The organism is Kribbella sp. CA-293567 (genome assembly GCF_027627575.1).
Taxonomy (GTDB): Bacteria; Actinomycetota; Actinomycetes; order Propionibacteriales; family Kribbellaceae; genus Kribbella.
On sequence record NZ_CP114065.1, the window covers coordinates 5,850,179 to 5,873,231 of the forward strand.

Annotated in this window: 21 protein-coding genes; 10 read left to right on the forward strand and 11 right to left on the reverse strand. The window is 69.6% G+C overall.

All coding sequences use genetic code 11. The features are described from left to right. Positions 1–81: 81 nt before the first annotated feature. Together OX958_RS26995 and OX958_RS27000 are read left to right on the forward strand one after the other, a co-directional pair. On the forward strand, positions 82–1,404 hold the full coding sequence (locus OX958_RS26995) for a discoidin domain-containing protein (RefSeq protein ID WP_270132472.1): 1,323 nt from the start codon (positions 82–84) through the stop codon (positions 1,402–1,404). Between the two features lie 3 nt (positions 1,405–1,407). Continuing rightward, complete coding sequence (locus tag OX958_RS27000) at positions 1,408–2,325, forward strand: hypothetical protein (RefSeq protein ID WP_270132473.1); 918 nt, start codon at positions 1,408–1,410, stop codon at positions 2,323–2,325. A 53-nt stretch (positions 2,326–2,378) separates the two neighbouring features. Here the strand turns inward: OX958_RS27000 and OX958_RS27005 are convergent, their stop codons facing one another. The 4 genes from OX958_RS27005 to OX958_RS27020 all read right to left on the reverse strand — a co-directional run bounded on the left by OX958_RS27005 (position 2,379) and on the right by OX958_RS27020 (position 8,735). After that, complete coding sequence (locus tag OX958_RS27005) at positions 2,379–4,103, reverse strand: discoidin domain-containing protein (RefSeq protein ID WP_270132474.1); 1,725 nt, start codon at positions 4,101–4,103, stop codon at positions 2,379–2,381. Positions 4,104–4,201: 98 nt separating this feature from the next. Beyond that, complete coding sequence (locus tag OX958_RS27010; protein WP_270132476.1) at positions 4,202–5,338, reverse strand: DUF3103 family protein; 1,137 nt, start codon at positions 5,336–5,338, stop codon at positions 4,202–4,204. Between the two features lie 146 nt (positions 5,339–5,484). Next, positions 5,485–5,745 carry a hypothetical protein gene (locus tag OX958_RS27015; protein ID WP_270132479.1) on the reverse strand — a complete coding sequence of 87 codons (261 nt, stop codon included), beginning with the start codon at positions 5,743–5,745 and terminating at the stop codon, positions 5,485–5,487. A 215-nt stretch (positions 5,746–5,960) separates the two neighbouring features. Next, the gene (locus tag OX958_RS27020) at positions 5,961–8,735 is read right to left on the reverse strand and encodes a helix-turn-helix transcriptional regulator (RefSeq protein ID WP_270132480.1); all 2,775 of its coding nucleotides are present in this window, start codon (positions 8,733–8,735) and stop codon (positions 5,961–5,963) included. Positions 8,736–8,932: 197 nt separating this feature from the next. Here OX958_RS27020 and OX958_RS27025 point away from each other — a divergent pair, with 197 nt between their 5' ends. Next, the gene (locus OX958_RS27025) at positions 8,933–9,502 is read left to right on the forward strand and encodes a TetR/AcrR family transcriptional regulator (protein ID WP_270132481.1); all 570 of its coding nucleotides are present in this window, start codon (positions 8,933–8,935) and stop codon (positions 9,500–9,502) included. Here OX958_RS27025 and OX958_RS27030 read toward each other — a convergent pair. Then, positions 9,492–10,409 carry a GTP-binding protein LepA gene (locus OX958_RS27030; protein WP_270132482.1) on the reverse strand — a complete coding sequence of 306 codons (918 nt, stop codon included), beginning with the start codon at positions 10,407–10,409 and terminating at the stop codon, positions 9,492–9,494. The two genes, OX958_RS27025 and OX958_RS27030, sit on opposite strands and share 11 nt — an antisense overlap. Positions 10,410–10,648: 239 nt before the next feature. Here OX958_RS27030 and OX958_RS27035 point away from each other — a divergent pair, with 239 nt between their 5' ends. The 5 genes from OX958_RS27035 to OX958_RS27055 all read left to right on the forward strand — a co-directional run bounded on the left by OX958_RS27035 (position 10,649) and on the right by OX958_RS27055 (position 15,167). Continuing rightward, on the forward strand, positions 10,649–11,878 hold the full coding sequence (locus OX958_RS27035) for a macrolide family glycosyltransferase (RefSeq protein ID WP_270132483.1): 1,230 nt from the start codon (positions 10,649–10,651) through the stop codon (positions 11,876–11,878). After that, positions 11,875–12,357, forward strand: coding sequence for a hypothetical protein (locus tag OX958_RS27040; RefSeq protein ID WP_270132485.1), 483 nt, complete (start codon positions 11,875–11,877; stop codon positions 12,355–12,357). The genes OX958_RS27035 and OX958_RS27040 overlap by 4 nt, the downstream gene beginning before the upstream one ends. Further along, positions 12,354–13,403 carry a hypothetical protein gene (locus OX958_RS27045; protein ID WP_270132487.1) on the forward strand — a complete coding sequence of 350 codons (1,050 nt, stop codon included), beginning with the start codon at positions 12,354–12,356 and terminating at the stop codon, positions 13,401–13,403. The genes OX958_RS27040 and OX958_RS27045 overlap by 4 nt, the downstream gene beginning before the upstream one ends. Then, positions 13,400–14,236 (forward strand): alpha/beta fold hydrolase, encoded by an 837-nt coding sequence (locus OX958_RS27050; protein ID WP_270132489.1) that lies wholly within the window; start codon positions 13,400–13,402, stop codon positions 14,234–14,236. Before OX958_RS27045 ends, OX958_RS27050 begins: the two co-directional genes overlap by 4 nt. Before the next feature lie 235 nt (positions 14,237–14,471). Further along, positions 14,472–15,167 carry a sigma-70 family RNA polymerase sigma factor gene (locus tag OX958_RS27055; protein WP_270132490.1) on the forward strand — a complete coding sequence of 232 codons (696 nt, stop codon included), beginning with the start codon at positions 14,472–14,474 and terminating at the stop codon, positions 15,165–15,167. A gap of 228 nt (positions 15,168–15,395) precedes the next feature. Here OX958_RS27055 and OX958_RS27060 read toward each other — a convergent pair whose 3' ends face one another. Together OX958_RS27060 and OX958_RS27065 are read right to left on the reverse strand one after the other, a co-directional pair. After that, positions 15,396–16,151: a class I SAM-dependent methyltransferase gene (locus OX958_RS27060; protein WP_270132492.1), complete on the reverse strand. Its 756-nt coding sequence runs from the start codon at positions 16,149–16,151 to the stop codon at positions 15,396–15,398. Further along, the gene (locus OX958_RS27065) at positions 16,148–17,329 is read right to left on the reverse strand and encodes a low temperature requirement protein A (protein WP_270132495.1); all 1,182 of its coding nucleotides are present in this window, start codon (positions 17,327–17,329) and stop codon (positions 16,148–16,150) included. The genes OX958_RS27060 and OX958_RS27065 overlap by 4 nt, the downstream gene beginning before the upstream one ends. A 172-nt stretch (positions 17,330–17,501) precedes the next feature. On the opposite strand from OX958_RS27065, the gene OX958_RS27070 reads away from it, so the two are divergent. Both OX958_RS27070 and OX958_RS27075 read left to right on the forward strand, forming a co-directional pair. Beyond that, positions 17,502–19,232, forward strand: coding sequence for an FAD-dependent oxidoreductase (locus OX958_RS27070; protein ID WP_270132498.1), 1,731 nt, complete (start codon positions 17,502–17,504; stop codon positions 19,230–19,232). A gap of 191 nt (positions 19,233–19,423) precedes the next feature. Continuing rightward, complete coding sequence (locus OX958_RS27075; RefSeq protein ID WP_270132502.1) at positions 19,424–19,963, forward strand: peptidoglycan-binding domain-containing protein; 540 nt, start codon at positions 19,424–19,426, stop codon at positions 19,961–19,963. Positions 19,964–20,042: 79 nt separating this feature from the next. Here OX958_RS27075 and OX958_RS27080 read toward each other — a convergent pair whose 3' ends face one another. From OX958_RS27080 to OX958_RS27095, 4 genes are all read right to left on the reverse strand, one after another. Beyond that, positions 20,043–20,627, reverse strand: coding sequence for a hypothetical protein (locus tag OX958_RS27080; protein WP_270132504.1), 585 nt, complete (start codon positions 20,625–20,627; stop codon positions 20,043–20,045). Between the two features lies 1 nt (position 20,628). After that, positions 20,629–21,234 (reverse strand): RdgB/HAM1 family non-canonical purine NTP pyrophosphatase, encoded by a 606-nt coding sequence (rdgB, locus tag OX958_RS27085; RefSeq protein WP_270132506.1) that lies wholly within the window; start codon positions 21,232–21,234, stop codon positions 20,629–20,631. Further along, the gene (gene rph / locus OX958_RS27090) at positions 21,231–21,947 is read right to left on the reverse strand and encodes a ribonuclease PH (protein WP_270132508.1); all 717 of its coding nucleotides are present in this window, start codon (positions 21,945–21,947) and stop codon (positions 21,231–21,233) included. The genes rdgB and rph overlap by 4 nt, the downstream gene beginning before the upstream one ends. 190 nt (positions 21,948–22,137) lie before the next feature. Then, positions 22,138–22,959 (reverse strand): SGNH/GDSL hydrolase family protein, encoded by an 822-nt coding sequence (locus OX958_RS27095; RefSeq protein ID WP_270132509.1) that lies wholly within the window; start codon positions 22,957–22,959, stop codon positions 22,138–22,140. Between the last annotated feature and the right edge of the window lie 94 nt (positions 22,960–23,053).

Sequence of the window (23,053 nt, forward strand, 5' to 3'; positions counted from 1 at the left end):
GACTGCTCACGCGGAAGGGGCCGGTCCGAACTCATGCTCTGAACAAGCCTGCACAACGGCCCTCAGAACAGGAGATCCCCTATGCGCAAAGCACTCTGGATCGCGGCGGCTACCGCCGTCGCGTCCACGGGTTTGATCGCGACGGCGGCACAGGCAGCAGTGCCGTCGGACGTCGTGCCCTCGATCCCCGGCTGCACCACTGCTCCCTCCGTCGCCCGCGCCGTCGCCAGCACCGCAGAGGACATCAACCCCGCCGCCCATGCCGTCGACGGCAGCCTCTCGACCCGTTGGTCGGGGTACGGCGAGGGTGCCGCCCTGACCCTCGACCTGGGGACAGCACAGTCCCTGTGTGGCGTGAAGATCGCCTGGTACAAGGGCGATCAGCGCTGGAACGACCACACGATCTACACCTCGACCGACGGTACGACCTACACGAAGGTGTGGGCCGGACGCAGCTCGGGCGGCACCGCTGACCACGAGTCCTACCCGTTCGCCGAAGCCGTTTCCGCCCGCTATGTCCGGATCTCGTTCTGGCAGAGCGCCCAAGGCCTGTGGGGCAGCATCTCGGAGGCACGGGCGCTGACGGCGGGCAGCACCGAGCCACCGCCGGCCGGCCAGACCAAGGTGGTCGCAGCGGTCGGGGACATCGCGAACTCCTGCACCGGCAGCTCCTGCCCGCAGGCGAAGACCGCCGCTCGGGTCAAGGCGATCTCGCCCGACAGCATCCTCACCCTCGGCGACCAGGCCAACGGTGCCTATTCGCAGTTCACCAACTACTTCGCCCCGTCGTGGGGACCGCTGAAGGACAAGGTCAAGCCGACCCCGGGCAATCACGAGTACGACGACTCGGCCGCGGCCGGCTACTTCCGGTACTTCGGCAGCGCCGCCAAGCCGAACGGCACCAGTTGGTACAGCTTCGACCTCGGCGACTGGCACATCGTCTCGCTCAACTCCGAGGACCAGCGCCGGGCCGGCAGCAGCCAGCTCGAGTGGCTGAAGAGCGACCTGGCCGCCAGCAACAAGCGGTGCGTGCTGGCCTATTGGCACCGGCCCAAGTTCAGCTCCGGTTCCGAACACGGCAATTTCCCCAACATGAAGCCGTTCTGGGACACGTTGTACGCCGCCCGCGCCGAGCTGATCCTGAACGGGCACGATCACGACTACGAGCGGTTCGCCCCGCAGACCCCGGACGGGGCCGCGAACCCGGCAGGTCCGCGGCAGTTCGTCGTCGGCACCGGTGGCAGCGCCCTGCGCCCGTTCAAGGCGAAGGTGAAGAACAGTGAAGTGCGCATCGCGCAGCAGCACGGCGTACTGCGGCTGGAGCTTGCCTCCGACAACTACTCGTGGAAGTTCGTCACCGCCGCCGGGGCAGAACTCGATTCCGGCTCTGCGAAGTGCAACTGACTCATGACAACTCTCAGAAGACGAAGTCTGCTCGCAGCAAGCGCTGCCGTGGCGCTGACCGCGAGCACGCGTGAGACCGCCTCGGCAGCGGCCGCACCCCCGGCGGCGCCGTACCCTCGATCCCTTCCCCATCTGATCGAGGCCGAGCAGTTGGTCGACTATCTCCGGATGGCCGACCCACTCGACCAGTCCCGGAACCAGTACAAGGTCGCTGCCGACTCCCGGCAGACAGTGCTGACCTGGGGTACGCCGGGCCGGCCGGCGTCGTACCGGGCGCTGGCGCAATGCGGCACGTTCGTCACCAGCACGCTGCTCCGCGGCTACGGAGCGGGTACGGCGTACGGGTGGGCGACGCCGGAGTACTTCCGGCAGAACTTCTTCCCGACCGAATCGGCCGGCTCCGGCAAGTGGGCCCCGACGGCGAAGGAGTTCCAGCGAGGTTTTCTCCGAGCGGCACAGTTCCAGCACCTGACGCAGGTCACCAGACCGGTCAACCTGAAACCCGGTGACCTGGTCGCGATCGACTACGGCACGTCGGCCGCCGGGAACAGCGGCCACGTGGTGATGATCCGCGAAGCCAAGGGGCTATTCGCTCACCCGGCCGACAGCACGCTCGGTCAGCCGGCCGATCCGTACCTGTTCGAGATCATCGACTGCACCAGCGCGCCGCACGGCGATCCGAACGGCGGCAATCTGGCGAACTACGAGGCCTACCCCGACAGCCGGTTCCAGCCGACCCGCGACGCGAGCGGCAACGTGGTGCAGGTGCAACACGGGACCGGTGCCGGGTACGGACACCTGGTGATCTACGGCGCTCGGAGCACCGGGCTGTTCGCCGGCTACCGCTGGAGCGTGAACTCGTCGACGGCGTACCGGGTGCAGTCCCGGCCGTTGTCGGCGGCAAGAGTGTTCTTGCCTTGACCAACGAAATGACGGGCGCCTGTGAGGCAGGCGCCCGTCATGGTGCGCAGAGGTCAGCCGGCCCGGAGGAGCTTGGCGTTCACCGCCATCTGGGCCAGGTACTGCGGTTGGCTCTTGACCGAGTGGTTCTCCAGTGCCTGCTGCACCCGGCTGTCGAACCGGCCGAGCTTGACGAACCCGTCCGCGATCCAGCCGGTACCCTTGCCCGCCCCACTGCCGTCGACGTACACCGCCTTCTTCGGCAGCACGACGTCGGTGAGCAGGTGGCCGAAGTGACGCATCTCGGCCTCGGTCCAGCCTTCGCGGTCCTCGGCGGCGGCCGCGACGTAGCTGATCACGCCGTTCGCATGAGCGACGTCAGAGCCGGGACGGGCCTGCTGACCGAAGGTGTCGTTGAAGAAGTAGGAATCCGCGTCCACCACGCCCAGTTTCAGCTGGTCCTTGATTCCCTGGCCGCCCCGATTGGGCAGGTTGTGGTCGATGTTGCCTTTGATCTCGAGCGCTTCGGCCCGCCGCTGCGGGTCCGGGGTCTGCCTCGCGACCTCCATCGCGATGAAGGCCCAGTGCGCGGCCATATGGGTGTTCACCCGGTAGACATAGGCGTTCGTGCCTCGCCTGGTCCACTTGTCGAACAGGTTCGTGTCCAGGAACGAGGCCAGCGCGGCGTACCGGCCCCTGATCGCGGGGTCGGAGTACAGCGGACCGGCGCGGACGACTCCCAGCCCATGGGCGACATACCGCCACGCATAGCTCTCGAACAACGGCACCTCCTGTCCCTTCACGTCCGGACGTTGCGAGATCCAGCCGCGGAAGCCGTCAGGACGTCGGCTGGAGGATCTCACCATGTTCTCGGCCAGTTGCAGGAACCGCTCGGCATCGGCCCGGCGCCCGCTCGCCTCGAAGATCGCGGCTGCCGCATCGACGTAGTACGCGCCGTTGTAGTGGTCGTAGGAGTCCGCGGAGCTGGTCAACCTGTTGCCCTCGGCTATTTTCCCGGGCGCGGCCCGGTCGTACTCGGCGATCCAGTACGAAGCCGGCTTGAGCTCGGCCGACGGTGTTCCAGGCGAACTCGGCTTGGGCGGCCGTGGCGTGGTCGGGGTCGAGCTCGGCGGCGGGGTCGGGGCGGGGGGCGGCGTCCCGGTCGGGACGGGCATCGGGGGCGGCAGCGTGGGCGGGGCGCTGAGAGTGACGAGGGTGGCTTCGGCCACACCGGATCCGGGCTGGTTCGGCGCCCGGGTGACACCGAACCGGACGTATCGCGCGGTCGCGACCTCGCTGAAGGCATACGTCTGCGGGCCGCCGGCCGTGATGCGCCCCGCGATGGCTCGCCGGAACGACCGGTTGTCGGTGGAGACCAGCACGATGAAGGTGTTGTGCCGGCTCTGACCGCGATACCAGGTGATCACGGCGCCGCAGAGTGGTTGGACGGTCCCGAGATCCAGCGTGAGGCTCGCTCGCGAGCCGGTGCCGGCCCAGCGTGTTCCAAGGTCGCCGTCGATCGCGTGCCGCCCAGGATGACCGGCTTGTGCCGAACTGGCCCGCGCGCTCCTGGCCCTGATGGCGACGGCCGGCGGGCATTCGGCCGGCGGTGGCTCCGAAGGCAGCTCCGGCGACCTGGCCGGAGCTGAGGCCGGCTGCGCGATCCGGTCGGGGCCGCCGGATTTGGTGTCCGCGTCGCTGGGCAGCAGCTTGCTCGCAATTCCTGTGGAGACGGTCAGCGCCACGCTCAGCGACAGGGCCAGCGCGAATCTGCGGACTGCGACAGGTCTTTCGGTCATGGAAGTCTTTCCTCTTGGGGGGACAACGAACACAGGCACACCGAGCGGTGAGGGGCCGCCCGATGTGCCTGCTGGTCAATTCGGTCAGGTGATGCCGGTCAGAACGCGGGGACGTAGTACGGCGTGACACCCATCCAGCCGTTGCGCCTCGACCCGTAGCGCACCCCGTTGTCGTTCCTCGCCAGCGTGTACCAGGCGTCCACGAAATCCGGGTCGTCGGTCCACCAGCTGTCCGGGATCGCGGCGATGACCGCGTCCACCAGCGGCTTGTAGGCGCCCTGATCGGTGATGGTCAGCAACGCGGTGGTGAGTGCCTGCGCGAGCGCCCGGTAGTTGGTGTCGCCGTCGTCCTCCATCATCACGGCGTCGGCGAGGTTGTACTTGTAGGTCGACCAGTTCACCAGGAGCTGGTTGGGCCGGTAGATCTTCCCGTCGGTGTCCAGATAGGGCATCGTCACCGTGTTCACCACCGGCTTGCCGTCCAGGCCGAACCCGGTCACGAGGGTGAACATCTCCGCGTCCCCCTTGGCCCACGGCTCCTCGTCGTCCGAGACCCGGACCGCGGTGATCTTGGAGGTCCAGAAACCGCCTGCCGCCTGGGCCTTCTTCGGCGCGGTCAGTCCCTTGGCGGCCAGCTCCTGCTCGATCGCCCGCAGCCCCAGCTGCTGGGACTTCGCGACATCGACATCGACGACGTAAACGGGATGCTGTGGCGCCACCATCGGGTCCAGCCGGTGCGTCCGGCCGCGATGGTCGAAGGCGACCACCGTGCCTGCCCGCTCATTGCCGGAGGCAACTGCAATCCACGGCATCGTCACCCCGTCCAGCCGCTGGGCCGTCTCCGGTGCGCCGAGGCGTAGCCGGAGCAGCGATCCGGCGTCACCGGGGAGGCCCTTGGCCGCGCTCAGTCGCCGGTCGGCCTCCTTGACATCAGCCGCCAACTGACGCGCTGCAGCCGCGGTCGACCGGGACGCCAGCGCCTGCAGGTCGCCCTCACCACCGACGACCGCGGTACGGACCTGGGCCCGCCAACTGCCGTCGTTGAGCGACATGGCCAGCTGACGCGCAATCTCCTGCTGGATTCCGCCGACCGTGGACCGCGGCGCGACCTCCCGTTGTACGCCGACCTCCGCGGCCTGAGCCTGAGCCGGGGCACTGACCCCGACTCCGGCCAGCGCAATCGCACCGAGCAGCCCACCGGCGAGTGCGTCGCGCCGAAAACTCGTTCTCCTCAAGGGATCTCCTCATCTCGAGAGCGGACCACAACCTGTCCACCGCCTCACTGATCTGTCTGCCGAGAACCTTCGGTGCAGCCACCTGGGCCGGACAAGGGCCGCTCACTCTTTTCCCTTACGAAACAGCGGATTTGAGTAATGGCCACTCACGAACCTGCCGTCCAGGCCTCGCCTCCCTCCGGACCGAAGTGTTTTCGCGCGGCCTCGACGTACTCCGGAGCGATGTCGTCGAGCATCTCGACCATGACCCGGCCGCGGAGCAGTAACGCGCGGTACGGCCACGCCGACGAGTCGTCGATGGTCACAGCCACCTCGGATCGCTCCCGCAGCACCTCCACCTTCGGCGCGTGCGGCTGCGTTCCGAAAACCAGCAGTTCCCCGGTCCAGTGGAACCAGAGCGGCACCACCCGCTTCTCCTTGGTCGGGCAGCATCAGCAGATCGAGGATGCCTCCATCGACACCACGCCGCCTGAGCAACCAGCACCCAATGTCCCGGTCGCCTTCAGTTCGGGGAGGTCCGTTGTGGGCGACCGTCTTGGCTTCCTCGATCTGCCGCGGGGCCGGCGCCGCCGTTCCGGTCGGGAAGAACAGTTCGGGGTCCTCGCGGTTACGACGTGGCTGTTCAGCCGACCGCGACCGGGCTCAGGGACCCGACCCGAGCGGGATCGAGCTGCCGGCGCGAGCTCACTCCGAGCTTGTTGAAGACCTTCCGCAGATGCCACTCCACGGTGTGGTGGCTGAGGAACAACCGGCCGCCGATCTCCTGGTTGGTGAGTCCGGCCGCCGCCAGCTGTGCGATCTGGGCTTCCTGTGCGGTGAGCACCGGCCCGTCGGAGGCCGGTCTGCGCGAGGCCTCGCCGGTGGCCGCCAGCTCCTGACGAGCCCGCTCGGCGAAGGCCAGGGCACCCATCTCGCTCAGCCGGTCGTAGGCGAGCCGAAGCTGCAGCCGGGCGTCCTGGCGCCGCTGCTCGCGGCGCAGCCACTCGCCGTACACGAGATGGGCACGAGCCAGGTGTACGACGACCCGCGTACGTCCGAGTCGCTGGATCGCCTCCCGGTAAAGGGCTTCGGCTGCCGGCCCTTCGGTGAGCAGTGCCCGCGAGCGAGCGAGGATGCCCAGCGCCCAATCGGTACCGGCTGGGAGAGTCCGTTGTTCAAGCTGCTTCAGAGCCTCGGCCGCCGGTCCGTGAACGCCGGCTCGGGCGGCAGCCTCGACGAGCTCCGCGAGCGACCATCCGACGAAGCCCAGGTCCTGCTGACGGCAGGCTTTGGTAGCGGCGTCGAGCGCCTCGTCGTAGCGTGACAGGCCGTTGTAGAGCACCGCCTTCACGTGGCTGGCCAGAGCCGTCGCTCGCCCCTCGCCCCGGGCGGCAGCGTCTTCCAGACCGGCCCTGATCGCCGCCAGGCCCGCGGTCTCCTCACCGCGCCAGCCGGCCAGCAGCAGACGGGCGTAGCGCAGCGGCGCGTTGCCGGTCGCGGCAGCGAGTGAGTCCGACTCGCTGATCGACGTCGAGGCGGCAGCGAACTCACCGGCGTGTACCTGAACGGCGGCGCGGTAGGACAGCGCCACCGGGAGGATGCCCAGGGCCCCTACTTCGCGAGCGAACTCGACGGCTCGGGTGGCCAGCTCGTGCCAGACGTCGTCGTCCCACAGCTCCGAGGCAACCGGCTCCGGGGCTACCGGGCACGCCAGCCACAACCATCGGACGACGCCGTCGGTCACCTCGACGGAATCTTCGCGGAACGCGCGCAATGCCGCGCGCAGCAACGGGATCGCGGCCTCGTAGCCATCGGTGAACCGCATCGCCACGCCATCCAGCAGGAGGTCCATCGGCCCTGCCGGCGAGGGCGCCGGTCCGGCCGCGCGAGCCGCGGCAGCGGCCTGCTCGACCACCTCGAGACGACCGGCGAAGATCGCCGCTCCGAGCGCTTCCAGGTATGTCTCCCGGGTGGACGGATCACCGAGCGCCTTGAGCTGGTCTGCCGCGGCGAGCAGCAACGGAACCGCGGCGCTGCTCCGTTCCCGGGCGAACACGAGCCGTGCCCGCAGACGTGCGAGGTGCGCACGCTGCAGCGGGTCCAGCGGCCCGAGGTCGGCAACCGCAAGGAGGTTGTGCGCGGCATCGGACTCGCCTGCCGCGAACTTGCTGCCGGCAGCGGCCAGCGACCGCTCGGCGCGCCGTCCTGGCTTCGGAGTCAGTTCCACCGCACGCTCGAGGAAGGCCGCGGCCGCAGCGACACCACCTCGTGCCTGGGCTCGCTGGGCGGCGTTCTCCAGCTCTGCGGCGACCGCCTCGTCCGGTCCTACTACGGCGTACGCGCGATGCCAGGCCCGGCGATCGGGATCACGATCCGCATCCGTGACCTCGGCGAGCGCACCGTGGACCCGGCGCCGGTCCTCGGCCGACGACGCGCGGTAGATCGCGGAACGCAGGAGCGGATGCCGGAACCTGACGCCGGCCCCGATCTCGATCAGTCCCGCCGACTCGGCGCGCACGGCGGCCTCGGCCTCGATGCCGAGCCGTTCGGCCGCCAGCCACAACAGGCCCGCATCGCCGACCGGTTCGGCTGCGGCCAGCAACACCACCAGCCGGGTGCCGGGCGGCAGCGGCCAGAAGCGGCGCAAGAACTCTGCCTCGAGCTGTTGCGGGAGCGGACGGGTGCCGTACAGCCCGAATCCGCCGGCCAACTGTCCGGACAGGACATGCGACAGTTCGAGCAGGGCGAGAGGATTCCCCCGCGCCTCGGTCAGGAACCGCTCGCGCACGTGGACGTCGACCACACCGGTCGTCGCCGAGTCCAGCATCGCCCGGGCGTCGGCGTAGCCGAGCCCTGCAACGGGAAGTACGGGCAGTCCCGCCAGGTCTTGGGCCTCGTCGGATTCGCCTGCTGCGAACACCAGAGCGAGCCGTTCCGCCCCGAGCCGCCGCGCCACGAAGGCGAGGGCCTGGGTGGAGACCTGGTCGAGCCACTCGGCGTCGTCGATCAGGCAGATCAGCGGCCGGTCCTCGGCGGCCTCCGCGAGCAGATCGAGCAACGCGATGCCGACCCGGAACCGATCGGGGGACGGACCGACGTCGGGGCCGAGGGCACTGGCCAGCACAGCGTGCCGTGGTCCGGTCAGGCCACCCGGCAGCTGAGCACACAACTGGTGCAGGCCGGCGAAGGCGAGCTCCATCTCGGACTCGACGCCGGTCACCCTGACGACCCGGCAGCCGGCAGCGCGTTCGGCGAGATACCTCAGCAGTGCGGTCTTGCCGATCCCGGTCTCTCCACGCAGTACCAGGGCGGCGCTTCGTCCGGCCGCTACATCGGCCACCAACTGGTCGAGCGCCCGGCACTCGGCACGTCGCCCCAGGAGTCCGTGCTCCGACCGGCCGGCTGCCATCGCTCGCATCACCCCTGTCAGAGGCTAGCCCTGGACAGGTGGTTCGCGATAGCACCAACCGATCGCCGTACCGGGTGGCAACCGCTTCTCGTCACCGCCGGTTCCGTGCCATGCGCAACGAGTTCGGTCACGCGAAGCGGCGCGTCCCAACTCCACGCCGAGGACTGAAGTCAACTGTTGTTGACTTCTCTTGTTAGAGTGACTGGATGAAGAAGTCCGAGCGCACCCGGACGGCGATCCTCGCGGCCGCCCGCGAGCAGTTCGCCCTGCACCCGTACGACCGGGTGAGCGTTCGCGCCGTCGCCACCCAGGCGCGGATCGACCCCGCCATGGTGCTGCGGTACTTCACGAACAAGGAGACGCTGTTCGCGACGGTCGTCGACCTCGATCTGCACCTGCCCGACCTGCGCACGGTCGCCGCCGACCGTCGCGGCGAGATCCTGCTGCGGCACTTCCTCGAGCTGTGGGAAGGGGAGGGAAGGCAGACAGCACTGCCGATTCTGCTCAGATCCGCCGCGACGCACGAGACCGCGGCGGCACGCCTCAGAGAGGTGTATGTACAGCAACTGCGCGCCATGGTCGCGACGGTCGCCCCCGACGCCGAGGCCGCACGGCGGGCTGGGCTGATCAGCAGCCACCTGCTGGGCGTCGCTCTGACGCGGTACCTTCTGCGCCTGCCCGACGTGGCCGACCGCGACCCCGACGGCCTGGTCGCGGACTTGGCGCCTTCCGTGCAGCGCTACCTCTGCGGCACTCTCGACTCCGTCACGCACTGAGCACTGGCAGGCCGGCCTCACGCGCAACACTCAGTTCGATCGCTTCCCGCAGCGCCGCGAGGATGTAGTCAGGGATCTCCATACCTCGCCGCTGAGCCCACAGCAGCTCGCGCTCGACCAGACTGACCTGGCGGGCGACGTCCATCAGGTCCCGGTCGAGGCCGATGGAGCGGGCGACGTCACCGAAGTCGGCCTGCTGCCGATGACTGTTCGCACCTACGAGCCGGAACGACCGGCGACGCAGGATCCGGGCCAGCTGGAGCTGCCAGGCCTTGAGTCCTTCCTCCACCATCAGCGCCTGGGCCGACAAACGGTAGAAGGCGAAGTGGCCTGGCTCCTGACGCCGGATCGGAGCGATGACCGTCTCGGCCAACGCTCGCTCGTCCATCGCGCGCAGTCCGTCGACCAGACGCGAGTACGCGATGACGGCCGACCGCTCGGTGGCGGCGCCAGTCAAGTAGTAGAGCAGCCGGATGACACCGAGCATGCCTGGTAGCTGCGAAAGCACCCCCGCCAGCCGGATCTTGGCGCTCACCTTGCTCAGGTCGGCCGGTACCGGCGTCAGTCCCAGGTTCTGCTGCACGGCATCGAGCAGCACTCCGTGCTGCAGTTCTTGAGGCGACCAGACCTCCTGGTAGAAGAATCGATCGGTCTCGGTGGCGTCCGGCATCAGGGCGCGCAGTTCCAGCACGTTCCGCTCGACCTCGAACTCGACCCGGGTCAGGTAGCCGAACACCGCGCCGAACCGGCGGCGCACCTCTCCGGCGTCGTTGACGGTCAGGTCCGCGGCAGCCAGTGACAGCGGTGGATGGTCCTCGGCGAATCGCTCGACGAACCGGCGGAGCCCTTCCTGGGTGGCCCGCGGGGGCTGGTCACTCACCCCGTCCCGGGTCGGAATCTGCGTCATGGCCACCTCGAAAATTTGTCAATGACTGTTGACTTCTACCGTAGGATCCCACCGGAGCAAAAATCAACTTGCGTTGACTTTTAGTGTGCGGACTCTCAGTGGACAGCGGCGCGCGGTGCTGTGTGACAACCCGGCGGAGGTGTCACAGATCGGCCCCGCACCCGGTCCCAACTGATGACAGCGGTCTCGACCGGCCCGGCCGAGGCAACACCTTCCCTCAGCCAGCGGAGGTTCGGACAGTGAGCACGATCGCCTTTCTCAACATCGCCATGCACGGACGGGTCAATCCCACCCTGCCCGTGGTGGCCGAGCTCGTACGGCGGGGCCACCGGGTCAGCTACCACACCTCGCCCGCGTTCCAGGCGGAGATCGAGGCAGCTGGAGCGAGCGTCCGGCTCTACGCCGGAGGCGACCAGCCGCTGCCCGATCCGCCCACGCCACTCGCACTGCTGGCAGGTCTCGCGCAGACCTCTTTGCAGGTTCTGCCCGAGGTACTGGCCGACCTGCACCGCATCGGTCCCGACCTCGTCGTGCACGACGCTGCCTGCCCGTGGGGAGCAGTCGCCGCGCGTGAACTCGACGTACCGGCGGCATCGTCGTTCACCACGTTCGCGTTCAACCGCCGAGTGCCGAGCCCCACCGCCGTCTCCTGGGGACTGCTGGCCGCGGCGGCAGCCCGGCCCGGGATCGCCCGGAAGTACCTGCGCCTGCGCCGTCAGCTCAGCCGTGGCTACGACGCGTCCGCGGTGCCGGCGGTCGATCTGGGGAACATCAGCCAGCCACTCAACCTGGTTTACACTTCCCCGGCCTTCCAGCCGGGCGCCGAGCAACTCGGCCGGTCGTATCACTTCGTCGGCCCGAGCATCGGCGCTCGTCCCGACGATCGGTCCTTTCCGGTCGACCAACTGCGCGACCCGGTGCTCTACGCCTCGCTCGGCACCGTGTTCAGCGCCGATCCCCGGCTACTGCGCACGTTCGCGACCGCGCTCGCGCCACTCGGCGGGAGCGTGGTCATCGCCACCGGACAAACGGATCCGGCTGAGCTGGGTGCGTTGCCGCACAACGTGCTCGCCCGTCGCTTCGTGCCACAGCCGGCCGTACTCGCCCGCTCCGCGCTGTTCATCACCCACGGCGGGATGAACAGCGTCAACGAGGCCCTGTACGCCGGCGTACCGATGCTCGTGATTCCGCAGGGCGCCGACCAACCGCTGGTTGCCCGCCGGGTCGCCGAACTGGGCGCCGGCCTGTCCATACCGACGCGCGATGTCACCGAGCACGCTGTCGGCACCATGGCTCGCCGCCTCCTCGAGGATCCGCTGTTCCCTGCAGCCGCGGCCAGGATACGGACGGAGCAGCACCGGGCCGGTGGGTATCACCGCGCTGCCGACGAGCTCGAGCGCTACCTGCGAGCCGCCAATCCCGTCATCGCTCCCTTGCTGCCGGGTCGTCACCGCAAGGCCGAGCGATGAGCCCTCTGCTCGGTGCCCTTCTGTTGCTCGCGGGGTTGTCGGAGGCCGCCGGGCGGATCCTTCCCCTGGTCATCCGCGGGCCCGCCCTGTCACGGTTGTCCGTTGTCGGATTGCTTCTGGCAGGCGCCGTCGTCGAGGCGGTGGTATTCGCCCTCTGGCCGCTGACCGCCTGGACCCTCGCCGAACTCGTGCTGGCCACGCCGCCGCCTGGGACCGGACTGGAGTGGACGCCGAGCCTGGCCGTCCCGATGGTGTTCGCCGCTGTCCTCGCCTTTCCGCTACTCGGTCCCCTGCTGCACTTCGTGCTCTTCCTCGGAGTGGGCTCCGGGCTCGCAGGTGCCCTCGCGGTTGGGATCGGCTGGACCTCCGCGGCCACCTGCGTACTCGTCGCCGGGGTCGGCCTCGGCCTCGCCGTCGAGCTGGTACGGCGTCTGGTCGTGACGATCAGTGTGCCGATGCCGAGGGAGCCGGGCGCATGAACGACTTTCTGTTCTGGGTCGTCCTGCTGGGACCCGTGCTCCTCGCCGAAGGCCTGCTGGCCCGGTACGAGGTACTCGTCTACGGCGTCGGCTGGCGAAGACCGAACGACGTCATGCCGGACGGAGTGCCGTACGCCCGGGGCGCTGCTCCGGACCGGCCGCCGAACGCCTACCTGGTCTACCTGGACGGCATCGGCAAGCGCCGTGCGCGCGATACCCGCGACGGTGGCCAGCTGGTCAAGGCGCTGATCGAAGGCGCACCCGAGCTACGGATACTGGGCCAGGTCCAGCCGTACTCGCCACTCGCCTCGCCGCTGGCCGATCGGCCGGTGTGGGCGTGGTTGCGTAGCCACGTTGGACTTCTGCTGTTCCTGCACAACGTGATGCAGACCTTCGTCGCCGCCGACCACCGGTACCGGCCGCTCTACAACCGAGCCGTGGGTTCCCAGATCGCGACGCAGCTCCGACTCGCCGGCTACCAGCCCGGCAGCGGCATGCCCGTCGTCCTGCTCAGCTACAGCGGTGGCGCCCAGGTCGCGTCCGGTGCGGTCGAGGAACTGCACAGTCAGCTCGACGCGCCGCTGTCCTTGATCTCGATCGGTGGTTTCCACAACGGCGCCAACGACCTGACCAGGGCCGAGCATCTGCACCAGCTCACCAGTGCCAGTGACTGGATCGAACGGGTCGGCGCCTTGCTCTTTCCCCAGCGCTGGCGGTTGTTCCGCTGGACCCGTTGGAACCGGGCCGTTCGGGCCGGCCGGGTCACCACTCACTCGCAGGACCCCGCCACGCACGTAGGACCGGCCAGCTACATCAGCCCCACGGCGCTGCTGCCCGACGGCCGCACACACCTCGCCCGCACCACCGACACCGTCATCGCGATCGTGCGCTCTCACTACGGACCACGCGGGACAACGGACATTTCCTTGCTCAAGGCATCTGAATGGAACCGGGCCGCTGTCACAGAGCCGGACGCCACCCGGTCCATCCCGAAGAGTCGTGCGACTCCGCCGCCCACCGCACAGAACAGGACATCGGCACCATGAGGCTCTTCATCAGCACCACCCACCGGACGCGCCCACCGCTCATCGCCACGATCCTCGCCGTCCTCGCGCTGCTCGCGATCAACCTGGGTGCGACGCAGAGCGCCGCTTCCGGCCCCCGGACGGCCAAACCGACCATCGTGCTCGTGCACGGAGCCTGGGCCGACGCGTCGAGCTGGAGCGCGGTCATCAGCAGACTCCAGGACGACGGCTACCGGGTCGTCGCCCTCGCCAACCCGTTGCGATCGCTGTCCGGCGACGCGGCCTCCGTCCGGGCCTACCTGGACACCATCGCCGGCCCGATCGTGCTGGTGGGCCACTCGTACGGCGGCGCGGTGATCACCAACGCGGCCGCCGGTCACCCTGGAGTCGAAGCCCTCGTCTATGTGAACGCTTTCCTGCCGGACGCCGGCGAGAGCGCCACCCAGCTCGCCGGGCCGGACTCCGCCCTCTCGGCCGACCCGACCACGATCTTCGACTTCGTGCCGGCCGCCGCGCCGACGCCGAACACCGAGCTGTATCTCAAGCGGTCAACGGTCTTCGCGTCGTTCGCGACAGGTCTGAGCAACGACGGCAAGGCACTCGTGGCCGCCACCCAGCGGCCGGCCACGCTGGGCGCCCTGAACGAACCCTCCTCTGCACCGGCCTGGCGGACGATCCCGTCCTGGGCGCTGCTGGGCAGCGGGGACCGGATCATCCCCCTGAGCGCGCAACGCGCCATGGCGAACCGGGCGAACGCCACCACGACGACGTACGACGCCGGGCATGTGGGCCTGATGACCCACCCCGGCACCGTCACCCGGGTCGTCGAGAGGGCAGCGAAGGCCGCGCGCTGAGCGATCGCACGACCAGCACCGACCGTGCGCCGGACCTGCTCCTGGTCCGGCGCACTTTGCCGCCTGCCGAGTACTCCTACGCGACGGTTGCCCGGGGCCACGTGATGTCCGTGGTGGGACCACGTGGTGACCACGGACCCTCCAGGGCGCGGTGGACCGGCCCGGAAAGCGACGGTGGTGAGAGCAGCGGCACTCAGGAAGTGCCGGCCCGATCGCAGCGAAAGGAGTCGGGACCGTGGCTGAAGAATCGTTGACAGCGCCCGCAGAGAGTACGGCGCTGACACCGCCGCCCGAGGACGACCGACCCGGCCTGGACGCCGCCGTCGCGATCTTCCTCAGCGTCCGGCCCCGCTTGGTGCGGATCGCGGGCCGCGTCCTGGCCGGCTCGAGCGACGCGGAAGACGTCGTCCAGGAGGTGTGGTCGCGCTGGCAGCGCACCGACCGCAGTGTCATCGCGAACCCTCAGGCATTCCTGGTGACGGTGACCGTCCGCCTCGCCATCAACGCGGGCCACTCGGCCCAGCGGCGTCACGAAACGCCCGTCGACGAGTGGTTCCAGGACCACCTCGGCTGCCCCGACGACGATCCGGCGATCGAAGCGGAGCGCGGCGACGAGGTCGAGCGGGCTGTTCTCGTGCTGCTGGGATCGCTGCCTGCCAGGGAACGCGCCGCCTACGTGCTGCGGGAGGCGTTCGACTACCCGTACGGGCGAATCTCCGAGATGCTGCACCTCCGCGCGGCCAACACCCGGCAACTGGTCTGCCGTGCTCGCGGCCACCTCACCGCAGGCCCCAGTACGCCGGTGGCCGCGCTCGCGCACCGGCAGTTCGTCGAGGCCTTCCTCAAGGCGGCCCGGAGCGGCGACCTCACCGATCTCGAGGAGGTGCTGACGGCCGACCTCGCCTGCGGCGCTCCGTGCCGCCCGAGCTAGGCACTACCCGTCTCGCAGGTCTCGCAGTACGCCAGATCGTCGTGGCGCAGGCGATACAGCTCCAGCGGCCGGTGATGGTACCGGTTCGTCCGGCCGATCCATTCCATCCCGGTACGTGTGGCTGTCGCCGCGGCGCGCGCGTTCGACGACCCGACCAGAGCGAACAGTTCGTCGACGTTCGCGTGGTGCATCGACCAGCGGGCCGGCGCCTCGCCTGCCTCGGCCGCGTCACGGACGGCGTGCGGCGTGGATCAACTGCATCGAGAGGTGGCCGGAACTGAACAGCCGGCTCAGCCGCTCGCTCTGCCGGGCGGCCAACCGGTACGCGGGGTCGGCACGGTGCTGCGCAGCGACAGCCGCGGTCACCTCCTCGAGCCGTCGCGACCACGACAGCGGTGCGATATCGGGCCGCGTCGTCTGCTCGACCAGCGAGAATCCGGCACCGTCCAGCAGACGGTCGAGCTCGTACTGGACAGGGAAGTGGTTGCCCTCGGGCAGCGGCTGACTGCGTCGGCCACTGGCGACGACGACCAGAAGTCCCAGCGGGGCGCCCGGACGCAGAACGCGATGGATTTCACCGAGGAGGGCAGCTTTGTCCTCCACGGTGCACAGCACTCCGAGGCACCAGGCAGTGTCGATCGAGTTCGTTCGCAGCGGGATCCGGGCGCCGTCGGCAGCGAGAACCGGGAGTCCGAACAGCCGCGTGGCAGCCCGGCACGCCGTCTGCATCGGCTCGAGCAGTACAGCCCGTACGCCGAACCGCCGTGCCGCCCAGGCCGCCGGGCCGCCGACTCCCGCCCCGACGTCGAGCAGCGTCGTACCGGCGGAGAGCTCGCAGGCTTCAGCCAGCCAGGCAAGGGCGGCCGGGCTCGCACTACCCCGGCAGGCGGCCGGTATCGCGTACCCGTCGCCCAGTTGCTCGACGGCATCGGCGGTCCAGCCGGCGACGTCGTCGAACTCGGCCACCATCGCGGCGGCTGTCATCCCGCGTCACTTTCGGGTCGGTCGGACCGACGGCCGGGAGACGTCTGCTGCACGAGGGTCACCGCCACCACCAGTACACACACCACGGCGACCAGTACGACGACCAGTGGCACACCGCCGTACGGGGCGAGCAGTGGCGCCAGCCCGATCAGCATCATCGCCGCCACACTCGTGCTCAGCCGGAGCAGCGACGCGGCGATCGTCCGGTTCACGACCCAGAGCAGGCCGACGAACAGCGCGACCGGGACTGCGATCGCGAAGCCCGCGGCAGTGGGCGAGATCGGCAGTGAGTGGCTGGTCTGCTCGACCGCAACCTCCAGTCCGGCGCCGAGCGCGGCCAGCGTCGCGAACAGGCCGTAGTGGCCGTAGCCCCAGACGAACGACTTGTCGCGATTCGCCGCCAGCCCAGCGCCGGCCGGCTGGACGAAGTACAGCCACCACAGCGAGAACAGGAGCAGCAGACCGCCCGCGGCGACCACCACCATCGCGAGGCTGACCTCAGTGGCGCGAACAGCGTTGCTGACGGCAAGCACGCTCTCGCCCAGCAGGATGATGGTGAACAGCCCGTACCGCTCCGCAACGTGATGGGGATGCCAGCCGGTGTCGCCCTTGCGCTGTGCCCACCACGGCACAGTCAGTTCAAGCACCGCCAGACACACGAAGGTGAGCGTGGTCGTTTCACCGGTCGCCAGCCGGATCAGCCAGCCGGCCTGCAGCACACTGATCCCGGCTGCGTTCCGCAGTGCCGTACGGCGTCCCTCGCGGTCCTCGACCGCCGCCCGCAGCCACTGGACGATCTGGCCGCCACGCATCAGCAGGTACCCGAGCGTGACGACCCGGAAGTCGGCGTCGGCCGCGGCGGCCGGTACGCCGGCTGCCAGGACCAGCACGCCGCCCATCTGCACCATGGTGAGCAGCCGATAGGCCACGTCGTCGGTGTCGTAGGCGGTGGCGAACCAGGTGAAGTTCATCCACGCCCACCAGATCGCGAAGAACACCTGCAAGAACCCGGTCGCGGCGTAGTGCCCGTCCGCCAGGCTGTGGGCGAGTTCGGCCGCGGCGGCCGCGACGGCGACCACGAAGGTGAGGTCGAAGAGCAGTTCGAGCGGACTGGCCGAGCGGTGCTGTTCGTCGGGTCCGCGCGGACGCATGCGCGCCGAGATCGGTGCTGCCTGCATGGTTCGGGCTCCTGAGCTAGTCGGTCTTCACCAGCACAGACAGGGCACCGGGGCGATCTGTGACCGGCCGGCTCAGCTGTGGCTGATCTTCCACACCCCTGTTGTCACAGAACCGGGCCCTGCGAGGTCTTCTGTGTGGAGGCCGAACCCTTCGGCCGATCGGAGCCTTGTCATGCAGTCGCTCGAACGCCGGATCGCCACCGGGGTGCTCGTCATCGGGACCGGCGGGTCCGGTCTGCGCGCAGCCATCGAGCTGGCCGGGCAGGGCGTGGACGTCTGCGCAGTGGGCAAGCGCGCCAAGCTGGACACCCACACCTCGCTGGCCGCCGGCGGCATCAACGCGGCGCTGGCCACCACCGACCCCGATGACATCTGGCAGCAGCATGCGGCCGACACGTTGCGGGAGAGCTATCTGCTGGCCAACCCGCACACCGTGCAGATCGTCACTCAGGGGGCGGCGCGAGGTATCGCGGACCTGGAGCGCTACGGCATGCCGTTCGCCCGGGACGCCGACGGGCGGATCGCGCAACGGTTCTTCGGCGCGCACACCTTCCGCCGGACCGCCTTCGCCGGCGACTACACCGGGCTGGAGATCCAGCGCACGCTGGTGAACCGCGCCGCGCAACTGCAGGTTCCGATCCTGGACACGGTCTACATCACCAGGCTGCTGGTGCGGGACAACGTGGTCTTCGGCGCCTACGGCTTCGACCTGACCGACGGGACCCGCTACGTCATCCATGCCGACGCGGTCATCCTGGCCGCCGGAGGGCACAATCGGATCTGGCGACGGACGTCGTCGCGACGCGACGAGAACACCGGAGACTCGTTCCGGCTGGCAGTCGAGGCGGGCGGGCGGCTCCGCGATCCCGAACTGGTGCAGTTCCACCCGTCCGGCCTGATCGAGCCCGAGAACGCCGCCGGCACACTGGTCTCGGAGGCCGCCCGCGGCGAGGGCGGCATCCTGCGCAACGAGCTCGGTGAGCGGTTCATGGCGGCCTACGACCCGGACCGGATGGAGCTGTCGACCCGGGACCGGGTCGCGCTCGCGGCGTACACGGAGATCAAGGAAGGCCGTGGCACCCCCAACGGCGGCGTCTGGCTCGACGTCTCCCACCTGCCCCGCGAGACGATCATGCGGCGGCTTCCACGCGTCTACCAGACCCTGCTCGAGCTGCAGATGCTCGACATCACCACGACCCCGATCGAGATCGCGCCGACCGCGCACTACTCGATGGGCGGGGTCTGGGTGCGCTCCGAGGACCACAGCACCGATGTCGAAGGTCTCTACGCGATCGGCGAAGCGGCCAGCGGTCTGCACGGGGCCAACCGGCTCGGTGGCAACTCGCTGATCGAGCTGCTGGTCTTCGGCCGGATCGTCGGCACGGCCGCGGCGCGGTACTCCGCACAGCTCGCTGCCCAGCCACGCTCGGCCGGCGCGTTGGCGCAGGCCCGGGCGGAGGTGGACGACCTGCTCGCCGCCGACGGCCCCGAGAACGTCCGAGCCCTGCAACGCGCGCTTCGCAACACCATGACCGAGCACGCCGGGGTGGTGCGCGACGAACAAGGGCTGCTCACCGGCCTGGCGGAGCTCGACACCCTGGAAGGCCGGATGAAGGACGTCGGCGTCCACCCCGACATCGCCGGCTTCCAGGGCCTCGCGCACGCCTTCGACCTCAAGGCCGCGACCCTCGCTGCCCGGGCCACCCTGGAGGCCGCGGTCGAACGCCGCGAGACCCGAGGCTGTCACAACCGCTCGGACCACCCGGCATCGGACCAGTCTCTGCAGGTCAACCTCGTCTGGTCCGGTCCCGGCCGAATCGAGCACGAGCAGATTCCGCCGATCCCCGAGGAGATCGCCGCCCTCATGCAGGACGTCTCCACCATTGGCAAGCTCGTCGAGTAGCTCCACCTGGCTGGTGAACGAGACCGGCCGCGGCCGGTCGTACCTGTCGCGCCTCGGCTCCACGCGCTGGTACGGGCGCAGTACGGGCAGCACGGCGAACGCGGCGACCTCTAGCGTCGACGCCACGCCGTCTGTTGGAGAACGCCGGTGCAGCCGGTTTCCCTCCAGACCCGATCGTCAAAAGGATGAAGATGCAGATCAGGAAACGATCCAGGCGCGTTGCCGCCGCGATCGCGTTCACCGTGGCCACCGCCGGTTTGACTGTCACCGCCGCTGCTCCGGCCGCCGCGGACGGCTCGTACTCCGGGCGCCCGACCATCTGGGGCTCCGGCCTGCTGGCCGGAGACTGGGAGGACGAAGGCGTCATCAACGTGCGCACCCATCGCAATTCCGACGTCACCTGCCTGTGGCAGAAGATCCTGGTGGCGGACGGCTATCTGCCGTGGACCGAGAAGGACGGAATCTTCGGCGACGACACCCACGCCGCCACCGTTCGCTGGCAGCGCGACCGGGGTCTGACCCCCGACGGGTCGGCCGGAAGAGCGACCTGGGCCAAGGCGGATGACCGGATCCGCGAGAACGGTATGGACGGCAGTTACCGCATCGGCTACTACGAGGGCTCGCGGTCCTACTTCCCGATCCGGCGTACCGCCTCGGGTGTCCACCAGTTCTGGGACCACGCGGACGGGCCGCTCCGCACCGCGTCGTACAACGTGCGAACCTGCCGGTAGATCCTCAGGACGAGGTCCCTGGCGGTCGACGGACTGCCAGGCACCTCGTCCCGCGCCGTCACGGCCCGTTCAGGACGGGTCAGAGGGACTTGAGGTAGGCCGCGCCGCGGGGGGAGAGTTCGTAGCCGGTTTCGAGGCTGTAGGTGAGGCCGAGGTTCTTGAGTTTGCGGACGTCGAGTTTGAAGCCGGCCGGGTCGCGGCCGAGGTCGGCGGCCAGGTCGCCGGCACGGGTGCCCGGGCTTGCCTGGATCTGCTGCAGGATCGCGGTGGTCCAGGCGCCGTGCCGGCTCAGCTCGTCGAGTTTGGCCAGCCGGGCGCGGAGGTCCGCCAGGTCTTCGGGGGTCAGCTCGGCCGTGGCGGCCAGCTCCTCGCGGGGGTCGGCGCCTTCGACCAGGTGGAACTTGATCAGGAAGGTCGGCCAGTCCTCATTGCCCCGCAGGCGGCGGCGGACGTCACGGGCGTTCTGCCGGTCCGCGGCGAAGATGTCGTCGTCGTAGTCGGAGATCAGCTCCGGGTTGACCTCCCGGACGCTGTCGATCTCGATCCGGCCGGCGTTGGTCCGGTAGATCCGGCCCTCGGCCACGCGGGCCTCCGCCCACCGCCGGTACGCCGCGGTGATGCGTCCCGCGGCGACGCCGTCTCGATCAGGTCCCGTGAACAACATGTCAGGCCTCCAGTGCTTTCGCCACGATCGGAGCCAGTTCGCGCAGCGCCTTGCCACGGTGGCTGATCGCGTCCTTCTCCTCGACCGACAGCTCGGCCGTGGTGCGGTCGTACCCCTCCGCCTGGAAGAGCACGTCGTACCCGAACCCGCCGGTACCGCGCAGTTCGCGGATCACCGAGCCGGGCATCTCGCCGCGGACGACGACGTCCTCGGCTCCTTCGCGGACGAACGCGACGGCGGCCACGAACGAGCCGCCCCGCCGCTCGTCCGGCACGTCCTCCAGCTGGCCGAGGAGCAGCACGTTGTTGGCGTGGTTGTCCTTGGCCGGGCCCGACCAGCGGGCCGACAGTACGCCGGGCATCCCGTTCAGCGCGTCGACGCAGATACCGCTGTCGTCGGCGATCGACGGCAGGCCGGTCGCGGCCAGCGCGGCGTGCGCCTTCAACAGGGCGTTGCCCTCGAAGGTCGGCTCGGTCTCGGCCGGCTCGTCGTACGCCGGGACGTCGCCGAGCCCTAGCACCTCGATGCCGGGCACGATCGGGCTGAGGATGCGGCGCAGTTCCTCGAGCTTCTTCTGGTTGTTCGACGCCAGCAGCACCTTGGTCACGCGAGGGCCTCCAGCTGCAGCTTCGTCAGGTCGGCACAGCCGGCGATCCCGAGGTCGAGCAGGCCGTTCAGCTCGTCGCGGTCGAACGGCGCGCCCTCGGCGGTGCCCTGGACCTCGATGAACTTGCCGTCGCCGGTGAGCACCAGGTTCATGTCGGTCTCGGCCCGGACGTCCTCCTCGTAGCAGAGGTCGAGCATCGGGGCGCCGTCGATGATGCCGACCGAGACGGCGGAGACCGAGCCGGTCAGCGGCTCGCCCTTCAGCGCCTTGCGGTCGCGCAGGTAGGAGACCGCGTCGGCCAGCGCGACGTACGCGCCGGTGATCGCGGCGGTCCGGGTGCCGCCGTCGGCCTGGAGCACGTCGCAGTCCAGCAGGATGGTGTTCTCCCCCAGCGCCTTGTAGTCGATCACTGCCCGCAGGGAGCGACCGATCAGGCGGGAGATCTCGTGCGTCCGGCCGCCGATCCGGCCCTTCACCGACTCGCGGTCCGAGCGGGTGTTGGTGGAGCGCGGGAGCATCGCGTACTCCGCGCTGACCCAGCCCAGGCCGGACCCCTTGCGCCAGCGCGGCACGCCCTCGGTGACGCTGGCCGCGCAGAGCACCCGGGTCTTCCCGAACTCCACCAGCACCGACCCCTCGGCGTGGTCGAGCCACTTGCGCGTCAGGGTCACCGGGCGGAGCTGGTCAGGAGTGCGTCCATCGATACGAGCCATGGGTGAAACCCTATGCCCGAAGCCCCTGCACCTCCGCATCGACGGATGGAACCGCCACCGCGCTGCGCGCGGCGGCGGTGAAGGCGGCGCCAGCGCCTCGAAGGTGGCGGGGAGGTAGGTGCCCCGGAGGGGAGGGGCAGGTGCCCCGGAGGGGCGGGGACGGCGCAAGCGCTCTGCGGTGGGTGGGCTGCTAGCTGCTGGTGATGCGGACGCCCGCCGGGGGTGGGCGTAGCTGGGAAAGGGCCAGGCGGGCGGCCCATGGGGTGAGGTCGTTGGCTCGGCGGGCCAGCCAGGGAACTCCCTCGCGGAGCATCCAGACGGCGTCTGCCCACTGCGATGGGGTGTGGACGGCGCAGTCGAGCGCCGGGGGTGTGGCGATGGGGAGGCCTTGCAGAGCGAGGGCGTCGGCGAAGGCTCGGGCCAGGTGGCGGTGACCGCGTTCGCCGGGGTGGAGTCGGTCGACGCTCCAGTACTCGCGCCGGTAGACCTCGGGGCAGGCGGCCAGGTCGATCCGGATTCCGCCGTACCGCGAGGACAGTTCGTCGTACACCGCGTTGACCTGCTCGATGCGCTGCCAGAGCGGACCGCGGAGCCAGGACGGGAGGCCGAAGACGTGGCCGTGGTCGTGGAAGCGGACGGTCAGCAACAACGCGCCGCGGGCGGTCAACTGCTCGGCGCAGCACAGGAGGCACTCGCGGATCTGCGCGGCGTCGAAGCCGGAGCGCATGGTGTCGTTGACGCCGACGATCAGGGAGGCGAGGTCGATCGGGCCGGTGCCCGTCGACGGGAGCTGCTCGGCGGCCACCACCGGTGCGGTGGCGCCGCTGGTCGCGAGGTTGGTGAACGTCACCCGGTGGGAGCTGCCCAGGGAGTCGGCGAGCAGCGAGGCCCAGCCCCGCCATCCCTCCCCCGGTCGAGCGCCGGCACCGGCCAGGTCGGTCGTACTGCCTTTCATCGGGTCCCCGACACCCACGGTCGTCGAGTCGCCCAGTGCCACGTAGTGGAGGCTCACACTCCGTCATGGTGCAGGAGCCGTTCGAGGTCTGCGTGTGCCCGAGATGACGGCTCGGTGGACACCTCGGGATCAGAGGGGTGTTGAAGGGCGG